Annotated in this window: 14 protein-coding genes; 6 read left to right on the forward strand and 8 right to left on the reverse strand. The window is 42.8% G+C overall.

Annotated elements, in window-relative coordinates; all coding sequences use genetic code 11:
• Positions 1–6 precede the first annotated feature (6 nt).
• Positions 7–645: a DedA family protein gene (locus tag AC1P5O_RS09685; RefSeq protein WP_004644839.1), complete on the reverse strand. Its 639-nt coding sequence runs from the start codon at positions 643–645 to the stop codon at positions 7–9.
• Positions 646–1,007: 362 nt separating this feature from the next.
• On the opposite strand from AC1P5O_RS09685, the gene guaA reads away from it, so the two are divergent.
• Positions 1,008–2,558 (forward strand): glutamine-hydrolyzing GMP synthase, encoded by a 1,551-nt coding sequence (guaA, locus tag AC1P5O_RS09690; RefSeq protein WP_499005983.1) that lies wholly within the window; start codon positions 1,008–1,010, stop codon positions 2,556–2,558.
• 159 nt (positions 2,559–2,717) lie between these two features.
• Entirely contained in the window at positions 2,718–3,650 is a 933-nt protein-coding gene (locus AC1P5O_RS09695; RefSeq protein WP_004280964.1) for a restriction endonuclease, read from the forward strand.
• A gap of 8 nt (positions 3,651–3,658) precedes the next feature.
• On the opposite strand, the gene AC1P5O_RS09700 is transcribed toward AC1P5O_RS09695, so the two are convergent.
• Positions 3,659–4,825, reverse strand: a complete 1,167-nt coding sequence (locus tag AC1P5O_RS09700; protein ID WP_228277100.1) for a GGDEF domain-containing protein — start codon at positions 4,823–4,825, stop codon at positions 3,659–3,661.
• Between AC1P5O_RS09700 and AC1P5O_RS09705 the strand changes: the two genes are divergently transcribed.
• On the forward strand, positions 4,820–5,521 hold the full coding sequence (locus tag AC1P5O_RS09705) for an IS1 family transposase (protein WP_155861707.1): 702 nt from the start codon (positions 4,820–4,822) through the stop codon (positions 5,519–5,521). The two genes, AC1P5O_RS09700 and AC1P5O_RS09705, sit on opposite strands and share 6 nt — an antisense overlap.
• On the opposite strand, the gene AC1P5O_RS09710 is transcribed toward AC1P5O_RS09705, so the two are convergent.
• Together AC1P5O_RS09710 and AC1P5O_RS09715 are read right to left on the reverse strand one after the other, a co-directional pair.
• Positions 5,514–5,678, reverse strand: a complete 165-nt coding sequence (locus AC1P5O_RS09710) for a hypothetical protein (protein ID WP_228277099.1) — start codon at positions 5,676–5,678, stop codon at positions 5,514–5,516. The two genes, AC1P5O_RS09705 and AC1P5O_RS09710, sit on opposite strands and share 8 nt — an antisense overlap.
• Before the next feature lie 190 nt (positions 5,679–5,868).
• Entirely contained in the window at positions 5,869–7,191 is a 1,323-nt protein-coding gene (locus AC1P5O_RS09715; RefSeq protein WP_005265444.1) for a GGDEF domain-containing protein, read from the reverse strand.
• Between the two features lie 498 nt (positions 7,192–7,689).
• Between AC1P5O_RS09715 and AC1P5O_RS09720 the strand changes: the two genes are divergently transcribed.
• Both AC1P5O_RS09720 and AC1P5O_RS09725 read left to right on the forward strand, forming a co-directional pair.
• Positions 7,690–8,637: a pirin family protein gene (locus AC1P5O_RS09720; RefSeq protein ID WP_005265445.1), complete on the forward strand. Its 948-nt coding sequence runs from the start codon at positions 7,690–7,692 to the stop codon at positions 8,635–8,637.
• 160 nt (positions 8,638–8,797) lie between these two features.
• On the forward strand, positions 8,798–9,448 hold the full coding sequence (locus AC1P5O_RS09725) for a glutathione S-transferase family protein (RefSeq protein ID WP_005265446.1): 651 nt from the start codon (positions 8,798–8,800) through the stop codon (positions 9,446–9,448).
• A gap of 48 nt (positions 9,449–9,496) precedes the next feature.
• Here the strand turns inward: AC1P5O_RS09725 and phoR are convergent, their stop codons facing one another.
• From phoR to AC1P5O_RS09740, 3 genes are all read right to left on the reverse strand, one after another.
• Entirely contained in the window at positions 9,497–10,855 is a 1,359-nt protein-coding gene (gene phoR, locus AC1P5O_RS09730) for a phosphate regulon sensor histidine kinase PhoR (RefSeq protein ID WP_004644846.1), read from the reverse strand.
• 25 nt (positions 10,856–10,880) lie between these two features.
• Entirely contained in the window at positions 10,881–11,591 is a 711-nt protein-coding gene (gene phoB, locus AC1P5O_RS09735) for a phosphate regulon transcriptional regulator PhoB (protein WP_004280972.1), read from the reverse strand.
• A gap of 249 nt (positions 11,592–11,840) precedes the next feature.
• Entirely contained in the window at positions 11,841–12,518 is a 678-nt protein-coding gene (locus AC1P5O_RS09740; protein WP_004280973.1) for a TetR/AcrR family transcriptional regulator, read from the reverse strand.
• Positions 12,519–12,741: 223 nt separating this feature from the next.
• On the opposite strand from AC1P5O_RS09740, the gene AC1P5O_RS09745 reads away from it, so the two are divergent.
• Positions 12,742–13,590, forward strand: a complete 849-nt coding sequence (locus AC1P5O_RS09745; protein WP_004280974.1) for an SDR family NAD(P)-dependent oxidoreductase — start codon at positions 12,742–12,744, stop codon at positions 13,588–13,590.
• A gap of 115 nt (positions 13,591–13,705) precedes the next feature.
• Here the strand turns inward: AC1P5O_RS09745 and AC1P5O_RS09750 are convergent, their stop codons facing one another.
• Entirely contained in the window at positions 13,706–15,070 is a 1,365-nt protein-coding gene (locus AC1P5O_RS09750) for an MATE family efflux transporter (RefSeq protein ID WP_004280975.1), read from the reverse strand.
• Positions 15,071–15,320 lie beyond the last annotated feature (250 nt).

The following is a 15,320-nucleotide window of genomic DNA, read 5'->3' on the forward strand; positions in this document are numbered from 1 at the left end:
AAGTTCTTAAGCTGTTTTACTTTTTTTGAGCTTTTGTTGAATAAAGCCAATCACACCTGGCAATACACTTAAAATAATGATGCCAAAAATTAGATAGGTGAAGTTGTCTTTGACGATCGGCATATTGCCAAACATATAGCCCAAAATGACAAATGAGCTAATCCAGGCAAATGCACCTACTACATTATAGGTCAGGAAATATTTGTAATTCATGCTGCCAGCACCGGCGACAAAGGGTGCGAAAGTACGGGCAAAAGGAACAAAACGCGCAAAAATAATGGTTTTACCACCATGTCTGGCAAAGAATTGCTGGGTCGCCAATAAGTGTTTTTTATTGATGAAGCGCGATTCAATCTCGAAAACCCGAGGTCCAATATATTTGCCAATATGATAATTCAGGGTATCGCCCAATACTGCCGCAACAAACAAGAGCGGAATCAGCACCCAAGGATCCATCGCACCAGTAGAGGCTGCCAGTGCACCTGCTGCAAATAGCAAGCTGTCACCGGGCAGGAACGGCATCACCACCAGACCTGTTTCTACAAAGATAATTAGGAAAAGAATGGCATAAATCCAGATCCCGTAATTGGTGATAAATTCAAGCAAGTGATCATCAACATGCAAGATAAAATCAATCAGTTCCATGAGCCCAGTACAAGCAAAAGTGTGGTCAAATCCTAACAGCCCGGGGCATGAAAGTCAGTACCAGAAAGTAAAATAATTAACGCTCCATCCATCTTCAATTGAGCAAAAATTTCTCTTACATATTATCTTCAGATTTTTATAAAAACATGCTTAGTTGGATTAAATCTTGAGCTTAAAAATATAAAAATGACAGACCAAACAAGGCATCCGAAGGGACGCTTTGTTGTGCTAGAAATATAATGCAATCAACTAAATGTATACCTAATGCGAATTGTGTGCTTAATGCGCTGAAAAATGTTAGAATACGGCGCTTATCTTTCGTTTGCCTTTCATAGTTGTTCGTCATGACTACCAATACTCAAATTACTGAAGATCGTATCCTGATTCTGGATTTCGGTTCTCAATATAGTCAGCTCATCGCACGTCGTGTCCGTGAAGCTGGTGTATATTCTGAAATGTATGCCTATGATATGTCTGAAGAAGACATTCGTGCATTTAATCCAAACGGTATCATCTTGTCTGGTGGACCTGAGAGTGTTCACCTTGAGGGCAGCCCGCGTGCGCCGCAAGTGGTATTTGAGCTGGGTGTGCCGGTATTGGGTATTTGTTATGGCCTGCAAACCATGTGCGAACAGCTTGGCGGTAAAGTTGAGCCAGGTACTGTGCATGAGTTTGGCTATGCAGAAGTAGATATTGTCGTACGTGACAAGCTGATCGGTAATTTACAGGACCGTGAAAACCAGCTGCATGTCTGGATGAGCCATGGTGACAAGGTTGCCCGTATTCCAGAAGGCTTCCAGATCACTGCACAAACGCCTAGCTGTCCAATTGCTATGGTTTCTGACGAAACTCGCCGTTTCTATGGTATTCAGTTCCATCCTGAAGTGACACATACGTCTAAAGGCGCAGAATTACTGTCGAACTTCGTTCATCAAATTTGTGGTTGTCGCGGTCTGTGGACGCCAGAACACATTATTGATCTACGTGTAGAACAGCTTCGCCAACAGATTGGTGATGAAAAAGTATTACTGGGTCTTTCTGGTGGTGTGGATTCATCTGTAGTGGCAGCGCTGTTGCATAAAGCGATCGGTGATCAGCTGACCTGTGTATTTGTAGACAACGGTTTGCTTCGTTTGAACGAAGGCGATCAAGTGATGCAAATGTTTGCTGACAACATGGGTATCCGTGTTATTCGTGCTGCTGCTGAAGAGCGTTTCTTGACTGCGCTTGCGGGTGAAGTTGATCCTGAAGCAAAACGTAAAATTATTGGCCGTGAATTTATTGCTGTCTTCGCTGAAGAAGCACGTAAATTAGATGGCGTAAAATTCCTTGCACAAGGTACGATTTATCCAGACGTAATTGAATCTGCTGCAAGCAAGCAGGGCAAGGCACATGTGATTAAATCACACCATAATGTGGGTGGTTTACCAGCAGATCTAGCGTTTGAACTGGTTGAACCATTACGTGACTTATTTAAAGATGAAGTACGTAAATTGGGTACGACTTTAGGCTTGCCACACAGCATGATCTACCGTCATCCATTCCCGGGCCCAGGTCTTGGTGTGCGTATCCTGGGTGAAGTGAAAAAAGAATATGCAGACATTTTACGTCTTGCGGATGACATTTTCATGCAGGAACTGCGTGCCAGCGGCTGGTATGACAAGACTGCTCAAGCATTTGCAGTATTCCAGCCAGTAAAATCGGTGGGTGTAGTCGGTGATGGCCGTCGTTATGCATGGGTGATTGCACTGCGTGCGGTAGAAACCGTGGACTTTATGACGGCTCGTTTCGCGCATCTTCCTTATGATTTAGTCGATAAGATCTCGACCCGTATCATGAATGAAATTGCTGAAGTTTCTCGTGTTGTGTATGACGTATCGTCTAAACCACCAGCAACAATTGAATGGGAGTAATTTAGGGGTTTCGGACAGCACTGCTGTCCGCCTAAATTACGCCAAGCGCTATGCGCGTGGCAGTATCTGGTTTATCAGATATAACCTAATAAAAAAGAGCGCTTCGGCGCTCTTTTTTTGATTTATACTGAATAAAAATAAACCTTTAAAAGCTAAAAAATGCCTTTACCTACTTATGATCAATTAATGCTGCCTTTAATGAAATTATTATCAGAATTAAATGAGCCAATAAAAATTTCGGATGCTGCGAATATCCTAGCTGAACGTTCCAATTTACACGAAGAGGATTTAAATAAAATTCTTCCGAGCGGGAAAAATATATTTAAAGATAGAGTGGCATGGGCAAAGACCTACTTAGTTAAGGCGGGCTTAGTTCAACAACCGAAGAGAGCATATTGTGAGATTAGTAGCTTGGGTAGACAGGTTGATTTAAAAAGTTTAGATGCTATAACAAATGAATATTTAGCACAGTTCAACGGATTTTCAGATTTTAAATTAGGAAAGAAAAATAAAGATGAGTTTGGGATCGGGAATCTACAAGTTATTGAAAGCCTAAATAGTTACCAAGAAACTCAGACTCCAGAAGAAACAATCCAGAACACAACGGAATTATTAAAATCTGATTTGAAAAGTGATTTGCTTCAGATGGTAAAAGATAAATCTCCTTCATTTTTTGAAAGACTGGTTGTCGATCTTCTGGTGGCAATGGGCTACGGCGGTTCACATCAAGATGCAGCTCAAGCGATTGGTAAAACCAACGATGGTGGAATTGATGGTGTAATTAGTGAAGATCGATTAGGGCTAGATAAAATTTACATCCAAGCGAAACGTTGGAAAGATACTGTTGGTCGTCCCGACATTCAACAGTTTAAAGGTGCTTTGGCCGATCAAGTTGCTAAGAAGGGTGTATTCATTACTACGTCAAGTTTCAGTAAAGAGGCCATTGAGTCGGCAAGAAAATCCGGTATTGTTTTAATTGATGGCGATAAGCTGACGTCTTTAATGATTGAATTTGGTTTAGGTGTACAAATAGAACGTAGTTTTCATATCTATAAAATCGACCAAGATCGTTTTGATGAAGATAATTTTTAACGGGTAATTTAAGCTGGTTTAACCTGCCAGTTTTGCAGCTCCCCAGCTAAACTTTGCTCCAGATCTGGATCATAAGCTTCAACCCGATTCCGTCCATTGGCTTTAGCCTGATATAAGGCAATATCGGCTTGCTTAATTAGGGTCATCAAATCCGTTTCACAGCTTTCCAGAATGGCAGCACCAATCGAAATACTAAAACTGAAACGATGTTGGCTGTCTAGATCGATCACAATATTTTCAATTTTATGCCTTAAACGCTCGGCAACTTTTAGCGCTTCATCCAGAGAAGTTTCGGGTAAAAATGCAATAAATTCCTCGCCTCCATAGCGTGCCAAAATATCATGCTGCCGCATTTCGCTGTGTGTATTTAGGGCAATCGTCTGTAAGACCTGATCTCCGATATCATGACCATAACGATCATTAATCTGCTTAAAATGATCGACATCAAAGACCAGTAAACTCATAGGCACCGGTTGATCAAAATTCTGTTGTACCAGTTGTTGCGCGAGATATTCAAAACAGCGACGGTTATTCAGGCCAGTGAGTGAGTCGGTATGAGCCATATTTTCAAAGGCCTGCCGATTATATTCATTCAGGGTATGCTGCAAAAATACCATGCGTGATTTTAAGGTCGAGCTCCAGCTAATATATAGACTGAAGGTCAATACTGGCAGATAAATCAGGGAAAATAAAAACATCTGGTACAGGTCAGACCGAGTATTGAAATATACACCGATGTAAATCATCAGGGTAATCAGACTTGAAGTAATCAAAGACGGCCAGAACCGGATCTGCACACATAAATTGGCCAGTACAATAAAGACTAAGGAGGCATATTGATAAATGAGGGTATAAGCACTTTCAGACTGATTCAGATTAAAAAACCAGATGGCACTTGCACCAATAATCGAGGTAGGCAAGAGCAGATCAAAGACAGGCAGATTGCGGTAAGAGTGATACATCCAGATCGTGATCAGTACGATCAGGATGGTATAGCTGATTTTGGTCAAAATGAGTAACTTGAGAATATCATGCAGCACCAGAATATCGGCGAGGGTATAAGAGGCATATGCCAGCTGTGCGAATAAATTGACCTGTAATAAGTATTTTGGTGGTGTATCAAAAAGTATGCTAAAAAAAAGCAGGTTGAATTTTGATAAAATAGAGAAATGCAAATAACTCTAGAAATCAAATGTCCAACCTGCCTCAGTGACAGTATAAAGAAAAATGGCATCAAAGTAGATGGGAAACAAAACTACCAATGCAAAGACTGCAAACGTCAGTTTATTGGTGACCATGCTCTGAGCTATCTAGGATGTAATTCTGGCATTACTCGTAAAATATTACAGTTAATGGTCAGAGGCAGCGGTATACGAGATATCGCTGAAGTTGAGCGCATTAGTATCGGTAAAGTCTTACGGACTTTAACTGAATCGGCCTATCAAATTCAGCCTAAACAAAGTCATTATGAATCTCTCGAAGTAGATGAATTCTGGACTTTTGTTGGAAATAAAAATAATAAACAATGGCTTATTTACGCCTACCATCGAGAAACAGGTGAGATTGTTGCTTATGTTTGGGGTAAGAGAGATTCAGCTACAGTCCAAAGGTTGAAGACAAAGCTTAAACAATTAGGTATTCACTACACCCGAATTGCAAGTGATCATTGGGACAGTTTCATCACTGCTTTTAAAAACTGCAAGCAAAGTATTGGTAAGTTTTTTACTGTAGGAATTGAAGGTAATAATTGCAAAATAAGGCATCGAATAAGGCGTGGTTTTAGAAGAAGTTGTAATTTCTCCAAAAAGCTTGAAAACCATTTTAAAGCCTTCGACTTAACCTTCTTTTACATCAATAATGGCTTCATTTAATGTCAGCATACTTTTTAAAACACCACCAGTATTTTAAAGTGAGTTTTTTCTGATGAGCATAGTAGGCCGGTTTTAGAGGTGCAGGAATACGAACAAGCGGATCTTGAAGAGCCTCCTGAATCAGGGTACGTGATTCTTTTTCGTTATCATGCGGCATGCAGCCTTCCCAAATTAAAATATATAAAAATGAATAAGATGAAATTTATATATAGTTGTATAAAAAATATTCTATTCTTTTGTTGGATATTTTAAAAGTGGAAGAATCAAATTTATTTTATAAAATGAAATCCCCGATTAACGCATTCTAAGAATGATCCTAGCTTATAGAACAGACTAATGATTCAGCTTTAATTCGCCGTTGACTGGGCTGGTTGAGTGTCTGGCTTAAATACATTCCAGGGATTTTCTGTTGCTGGCTTGGGCTTATTCAGCATATCCGGATGATAGACTTCAATCCGGTTTCGGCCAGACTTCTTGGCTTGATATAAGGCGATATCGGCTTGTTTGATCAGATCTTCCAGAGTCTGGGTATGGGATTCTAGTTCTGCAACACCGATCGAAATGGTGAACCGGATGGCATGATTGGATTCAACATAAATATACTGCTTTTGAATTGCACAACGAATTCGTTCTGCAATCACCAGGCTGTCTTGTAGCTGAGTATCTTCCAGGAGAGCGATAAACTCTTCCCCGCCAAAACGTGCCAGTACATCGCTATGCCGCATTTCTTTACGGGTCACCTCAGCAATCAGTTGTAGCACCCGATCACCAACATCATGCCCATAGCTATCATTAATATTTTTAAAATGATCCACATCAAACATCAACAGGCAGCTACTGGCATGTTTAGGCCATTGATGAATAGAGCGTTCAGCCATATCGACAAAATGGCGACGGTTGTAGAGTTGGGTCAAATCATCGGTATGGGCCAGATTCTTTAAGGTTTGATAGTTCCATTCATCAAGCAGGGAGCGCAAAAAAGAACGCCGCACATTCAGAATATTATTCCAGTTAATATAAATACTAAAAAACCACAGTGGACTAAAGACCACGCTAAAAATAAAGGCTTGAGAAGCACTCATGAACTGGGTCACCCCAAGCATGATAAACAGGGCAATCAAGATGGAGCAATAGACTGCGACTTTAAACTGGGTCTGCACACAGAGATTGGCGATGAGAATAAAGATCGCAGAGGCATAAATATAGGTAGCAACATGGGGACTGGTTGAAAGCGCGAGTAAGCCAATCCAGGCCGCTGCAGCCACAGTGGTACCTATCGGCAAGATTCTGTCCAGAATCTGAATGTTTTTATGTTTTTTAAACAGGTAATAACAGCAAAACATGGCGCCCAGAACCAGAACGACGCGCATCAGACCAGAAATAAAAAACATGTCTGGAATAATCAGAATATCGGCAAAGAAATACAGTAAAAAGGCAATTTGCGCCAGATAGTTAATTTGACGCAAGTTATGATGACTATGCGTATAGACATAATCATGAAAATACTGCTGAAACGGGGCAGGAATACGGGCATGAGGATCTGTTAGCGCCTGTTCAATCAGCTGACGGTTCTGCAGATCACATTCAGATAATTTCAGTGATTTATCGGTCGTCGAATTTTGAAAAGATACATTCGCCGTTGAATATATATTCTCATTCTGAGCAGACATGTCCTGGTCCAGTGTTATTTTTATAGGTGCCTATTATGCCGTGGTTGAGTAAAAAATAACCTCCCAAAAATTGGGTATCCGGGAAGTTTTTAAAGCTAAAACGTAACAAAATTTGTGTTTTGTAAAATTGAAAGCGATTGAAATACATGAATAATCATCTTATTCATTGGGATATTTGGTTGTTATGGATTCGTTTCACGTGAAACATAAATGATATTCCTGACCTTCAGTTTATTTAAACTCATAACGCCATGTGCCTAAATCATGATTGCCTTGCTAAAACTTAATTTTGGGGGCTTTGGATACAAATCCCATCTGCCTTTCAGGATTTAAATTAATGAGACTAGTGAGGCGTTTTATACGTATCTAAATATTTCCAGGGATAGATTTTGCCCATAGACCCTGTACATTGTCCTGAACAGAGAGGCATCTTGAATCGGTCAAATGCATGTCTCACCCACTCAAAAGTAGAATGAAAATGCCGAGGTAAGCTCAGCCATGTCGAATAATAGTGATATTGAACTGTCGAATTCCGATGATTGTGAAAAGTATGTGAATCAGTTTATTCAGGAGTTTCCTTTACGTCGCGCGGAAATCGGACAGGGCACCGTGATTAAACGTGCCTTGCCAAGCAGACATAAGCGCATGATTGGTGCCTGGTGTTTTCTGGATCATGCGGGTCCGGCCATTTTCCCGCAAGGAGATGGTCTGGATATCGGACCACATCCGCACATTGGTCTGCAGACCTTTACATGGATGATCGAAGGCAGCATGATGCACAATGACAGTCTGGGAAATCAGCAGTTGATTCGTCCCAAGCAGGTCAATCTGATGACCTCGGGTTATGGCATTTCACATACCGAAGTCTCTCCTGAAAGTGAAACGCATATGCATGCAGCGCAGTTATGGATTGCCTTGCCGGATGACAAGATCAATATGGCACCGGGTTTTGAACATTATCCTGAATTGCCGGTCATAAATGAGCAAGGCATTGAATTTACCGTGCTGGTCGGAGAATATTTAAAAACGAGATCACCAGTTAAAGTACATAGTGAATTGCTAGGCGTGGATGTGTATGCAGCTGAAAGTAGCAGTATGCGCTTGCCGCTGAATCCGAAATTTGAATATGGTTTTATGGTGCTTGAAGGGACGGCCAGCATCAATGGGCATGAACTGACAGAGGATAATATGTTGATCCTTGAGCCGGGCTTACAGCAGGTCAATGCTGAAATTCATGCCGGGAGTCGGGTGTTATTGATTGGTGGGGAACCATTTGAAAGCCCGATTTTACTGTGGTGGAATTTGGTCGGGCGTACGACAGAGGAACTTAAAATTGCGCGGGAACAATGGATTGAAGGTCATGAACGTTTTGGTTCCATTCCTGCCTATGATGGACCACGTTTAGAAGCGCCTGCATTTCCAGACCAGATGCGGGCTTCCCGATAAATGCTAAAAATGATGGGAATATGGAACGCTGTCTGAGTTGAACTCAAATAATGAATCTGCAACATAGGATACATATCATTACAGTCATCAAAAAATGAGCTAGAGTCTGCTGCTTTTTGCTATGCTCAGTGGGCAAAAACAATAAAATCATGAGTCTAATATGCGTGTTTTACATCATCTCGAACAATCACGATCATTTCGTATCCTGTGGGCCATGGAAGAATTAGGACTGGATTACGAGGTTAAATACTATAAACGTCAGCCCAACCTTTCTGCGCCACCGGCCTTAAAACAGATCCATCCGTTGGGCAAAGCCCCGATTCTGGTCGATCAGGGTCAGGTACTGGCAGAATCTGCGGCGATCCTGGAATATTTGCAGGAAACTTATGATGAAAAGCAGCAGTTTCGCCCAGAAGATATTGCCGACAAGGCCCAGTACCGTTACTGGATGCATTATGCGGAAGGCTCGTTAATGCCGCTGCTGGTGATGCAACTGGTAATGACCACAGTGCCTAAACATACGCCTTTGCTGATTCGACCTGTGGCCAAGAAAATCTGTGATGGGGTGAAAAAGCAATTTGTACAGAGCCGTTTAAAAGATCATATCCAGTTTCTGGAAAGCTATTTGAGTGAGCATGATTATTTTGCCGGGCATTTCAGTTTTGCGGATATTCAGATGAGTTTTCCTTTGGAGGCCATGCAGAGCCGGACGGGTCAAAGCTATCCAGCGATTCAAGCCTATCTTAAACGGGTGTCGCAACGTGCTGCCTATGCGCGTGCACTGTCCAAAGAAAAACAGATCAGCTCTTAAACGCTTAAAAGAAAAGGTGCCGATGGTACCTTTTTTGATTTTGTGAGATTAGTCCGGAAAGCTGAGACGTTCTTTGGGGAAAACTACCTTAAACGTGGAACCTTGGTTTTCCTTGGACTCAATTTCCAGATGTGCCTGATGCTGCATGAGTACATGTTTAACAATTGCCAATCCCAAACCGGTACCGCCAGTACGACGGCTGCGGTCTGAATCGATGCGGTAAAAACGCTCGGTCAGACGTGGCAGATGCTTGGGATCAATACCGATGCCGTTATCTTGCACCACAAAATAGGCCGATTCACCGTCATCATGCCAGCCGATGGTGATGGTGCCGCCTTTAGGCGTATACTTGATGGCATTGGTAATCAGGTTGCTAAAGGCGCTGGCCAGTTCCATATCTGAACCGATCAGATCGCAATGACTGTCAATGTCCAGATTCAGGGTATGACCATAATCAATATTATAGGCCTGGGCATCATCGAATAGCTGGTTCATCAGACTCGGCATTTCAATGATCTGGTTTTTGGCAATATTCTTATCATTTTCCAGACGTGACAGCAGCAGCAGGTCGTTGACCAGAGCATTCATGCGTCGGGTTTGCGACTGCATCTGATCAAAAGCGCGTTTCCAGCGTGGATTAATATCTTCCTGATCGGTAAAGGTTTCAATATAACCGCTGAGTACGGTCAAAGGAGTGCGCAGTTCATGTGAAATATTGTCGACAAAATCCTTTCGCATCTGTTCCAGATTGTGCATCCGGGTCACATCATAAGCGACCAGTACCCGACTTTCTCCGCCAAAACGGGTCATTTTGACCTGCACATAATGGTCTTCAAACAGCGAAGAACGCATTTTCAGGCCGTCCGGGGATTCATCAATATGGTGATAGTATTCGATAAAGCTTGGTTGGCGTAACAAGGTCAGGATATTACGGCGACGGTCATCACTGGAGATTCCGAGCAGACGTTCGGCTGCCGGATTCCACCATTCAATCTGCTGGTTTTCATCAAGTAGTACCACAGCTTCTTGTAAGGCCACCAGTGAAGACTGTGCACGATCAATCAGTTCGACCATTTCCGCCTGAACAATCCGTTCCTGACGTTGGGCGCGGTAAACATTGAAAAGTAGCGCACCCCAAATCCCGCCAATATTTGGTGGAACATCATAAGGGCGATTGGAAATCCATTCATTGACCAGATATAAGGAACGCATTTGGGTCGCAAAGAACGCCACGAAAGCAATTACGATACAAACCCAGAAATACCCAATCCCAAAACCGATAAAGCTGGCGATAATCAGGAAAAAAGCCAGTAGGCGTAAATCCTGCTTGGCAAAATCCCATAAACTGCTGTAACGGATTCTTTTGTGTTCGCGTGCCAGTTCGGGGACAGGGTAGGGTTCATACATAAAACAAGATTTACCTTAAAAGATATTAACCTAAAGCGACATCTGAACGCGTCGAGAAACGATACCCCGTTCCGCGAACGGTCTGTACAAAACGGTCTACACCATAAGGTTCCAGCACTTTACGCAAACGGCGGATATGCACATCGATAGTCCGGTCTTCAATATAGACGTTACCGCCCCAAACCTGATCCAGCAATTGCGCACGGGTATAGGCACGTTCCGGATGGGTCATGAAGAATGCCAGTAAACGATATTCAGTCGGACCCATTTCCAGAATGTTGTTACCAAAATTCACCCGCTGGCTGACCGGATCCAGAATCAAGCCGTTGGCATCAATAGTTTTTTCACCGCTCAGGGCATTGGCGCGGCGCAGTACCGCCTTAATCCGCGAGACCAGTTCCCGGGTCGAGAATGGCTTGGTCATGTAGTCATCGGCACCGGCATCCAGACCTTGTACCTTGTGGTCTTCTTCACCGCGCGCTGTGAGCATAATCACCGGAATTTCTGACAGGCTTTCATCACGTTTCAGACGACGACACAGGTCCACACCGCTGACGCCACCTGGCATCATCCAGTCCAGCAAAATCAGTGCCGGACGCTGATCCACAATCATCTGATGCGCCTGCTTGGCATCTTCTGCCTGCAAGCACTGAAAACCGGCCATATCCAGAGAGGTATGGATCATTTCCCGAATCGGGAGCTCGTCATCGACGATTAATATGTAGTCATCTTTCACAACGCAATACCCTATTTCATGTAAACGGTGAACCGTTTTATATTTATGACAGGCTTATTACAAAGACTAATTATGACAGTATCATTGCAGAAAGGGAAAAACTGCTGATATTCGCAAAGATTTGTGACAAATATAATGCAGAAACTTGTTAAAAAATCATAAATTAATTTTACTCATTTCCGTAGTACAGCATAAATCTTCAACTCACTGGTAAATGCAGGAAATCCTATTAAACACAGGATTTAACAGCTATTTTTTCTCGGAAAATGACTCGAGCAGCGCCAAAAAAACCACACTACAAGACGATAAAACTTCCTCAAGCGAATGCTTAAAACCACTCATCACCCAACGAATGGCAATTTGGGTGACATAGCCATTTAAACCGGTCGACACCAATGAAATTTCCTGCTCGCTGCGATTTAACTGCGGCATCATCAACATGACAAAGGCATGAATCATGCGGTCGAAACGTGACATGGTTTCATGAATGGTGGCCTGATTATGCAGTTCCTGCACCAGCATGGCATCGATATAAATGATCCGTGCCATGCGCGGATTGTCACGCAGGGTAGTGAGCAGCGCACTCAAACCGGCTTCGATCATTTTTTTCGGATCACTCGATGCCTGCATCATGGCCTGCATCACATTCTGCTGCAGTTCATCAATCAGTTTTAAGAAAATGGTCTGAAACAGATCTTCGCTTTTCTTGAAGGATTCATAAAAATAACGTTCGGTTAGTTTGGCTTCATTACAGATATCTTTGACGGTAACTGAAAAAAAACCATAACTGCCATAGGCTTCAATTCCGGCTTCGATCAGTTTTTCACGACGTGCCTGCTGTCGTTCAGCCATCGACAGGCCTTTAAACTGACGCTCCTTGGTTTTGGAGGGTCGTGATTTTGCTACTGAGTCGATCGAATCGGTCATAAGGCCTGTGTGCTCATCTGCATGAAGATTTTGAATATCTTAGCAATAAATCTCGCTTAGACCTATATAGAAATGCTCCCCTGAAATTTGGCCTCTAAGGACATAGGATAATTATTGACAATCTATATTGTCAAAACTATATTGAGGATCTGTGCTAGCTCCTGAAACAACAGAACAAGATCCTGCTGTCATGGAATGGCAGTTCTTTACATAAGGAAATTGAATGAAAAATTTTAACAATAAAGTTGCTGCAATTACCGGTGCCGGTTCAGGTATTGGCCAGCAACTGGCGGTATTATTGGCCAAGCAGGGTTGTCACTTGGCGCTGAGTGATATCAATGAACAAGGTCTGGCGCAAACGCTTGAATTGCTCAAAGAGAGTGATGTTCGTGTGACTATCCAGAAAGTGAACGTGGCTGAACTGGAACAGGTGCGTAACTGGGCGGCACAGGTTGAACAGGATCATGGCAGTGTCAATATGATATTTAATAATGCTGGCGTCGCACTAGGTTCAACTGTTGAAGGGGCGTCTTATGAAGAACTGGAATGGATTGTCGGAATCAATTTCTGGGGCGTGGTGTATGGCACCAAAGAATTTCTGCCACTGATCAAGAAAACTGGCGATGGCCATATCATCAATATTTCCAGCCTGTTTGGTCTGACTGCTCAACCGACCCAGTCTGCTTATAATGCGACCAAGTTTGCAGTGCGTGGTTTTACTGAATCCCTACGTCAGGAACTGGATCTGGAAAATTGTGGGGTGAGTGCACTGTGTGTACATCCGGGGGGTATCCGTACCAATATTGCCAATGCTGCAAAAATGAATAACAGCCTGCTGACTTTAGGTATGAATCCGGAAAAATCAGCTCGTAATTTTAATAAATTATTGCGTTGTCCACCTGCAGAAGCCGCTCGTCAAATTCTGGAGGCGGTACAAAAAGACAAGCGCCGTCTGCTGATCGGTAATGATGCCAAAGCAATTGACCTGATTCAGCGGATCTTGCCGACCGGTTATCAGCATGTCACTGCACTGGCGACCCAATTTGGTAAAAAGAAGAAAAAATCTGCTTAAAAAATTGTAAAACAGACCCGCGAAAGCGGGTTTTCTTTTATGGCGACAATCATAGTCTGACTCTTTAGCAAGCCAGTATCTAAGGTATTGTGCTTTTGAGGTATAAACTTTTTATCTAAATTAACGCTTCAACCGTTTTTTTCTTCCAGATAAACTGATAATACAGTCCCTGCAAAATACACAGGCTGACAAAAGCCAACGCATAGGCATACCAGATACCTTCTAGGCCCCACCATTGACTAAACAGATAAGCGGCGGGAACTTCAATACAGAGAATGGCAAAAATGTTGATCAGCATTGGCACGGTCACCGTACCACTTGAACGCATGATCGAAGCAAAAATAGCACTGGCGCCAAAGAACAAAATTGACCACAGCACAATAAATAGCAGTTGTTGTCCCAGTACTACAACCTTAGGATCGGTAATAAACAGCGCCATCAGATATTTGGAGAACAGGTAGGCCAGAATCACCAGACCGCCGGTAAACAGGATATTCATACTCAGCGCAGTCCGGGTCACTTTATTGAGCAGATCCGATTTACCTGCGCCAATCGCTTGCGCACCAAATACAGATGCGGCAATTGCAATCGACAAAGCCGGAAATTGAATATAATTTAAGACCTGATTGACTGCACCATAGGCCGCTGTTGCTTCTGCGCCATAGCGGTTGACCAGTCCGACAATTACCAGTCCGGCAACTGAAGTCGTGACCATTTGCACACCAGTAGGAACCCCCAGTTTCAAGATCATTCTGCTCAACTGTGGTTGATGACGAATATTTTTTAATAAGGCCCAGTCCAGCTTGAGCGGATGTTGCCTATAGTTCAAATACAGGATTAAAAACAACAGAACCGCCAGATTTCCCAGAATGGTGGCAATCGCCGGTGAGATAATGCCCATTTTAGGAAAGCCAAAATAACCGGCAATCAGGACCGGTGTCACCACCAAACCGACCCCAATGGTAAGTGCGGAAGCAAACAGGGGCGTGGTACTATCCCCAACGCCACGCAAGATGGAAGTATAAATAATATAGATAAAAATTAAGGGACTACCCGCCAGCATCCATTGTACATAGGGCAAGGACAAATGCATTACATCAGGATCTGTGCCAAGGGCCAAAAGAATATTCTCAGCAAAAATTACCCCGAAAAGCGCAATCAAGCTGCCGCCAATCAAGGTCATAAATAAAGTTGAACCGACCACACAGCGCACTTTTTCTATATTTTTTCCACCCCAAGCCTGTCCAATCAGTACGGTAGAACCGGCAGACAAACCAATCACAAAGGCCATCAGACAAAACAGGATCGGGAAAAAAACGGCAACAGCAGCAATCGCATTCACTCCGAGCATTTGTCCCACAAAAACCGTATTGATCGTGCCGGAGAGACTTTGCAGGATATTGGTCGCAATTAATGGCAATAGAAAAACCAGAAAGGCTTTCCATAAATTCTGTTGATGAATCAGTGAGTGCTGTGCCATGCGACATCCTGTGATTGAATTATCATCTATTTATTGATGTAGCTATTATTCGGCAGAATATAAAAAAAAGCCTTAGCTTTTAAGTAACTAAGGCATTTATTTTATGAGAGTTTTAGTTAAAAGGGGCTTTGTTGCACAAACCTATCTGTAAAGGCTTTTTCAGCGATATAATTTTCAAATGAAGAAGCCTACACACAAAATCTACCGCACAACCAATTGGCCCGCATATAACCGAGCACTCATGAGTCGC

This window comes from Prolinoborus fasciculus, assembly GCF_056724605.1.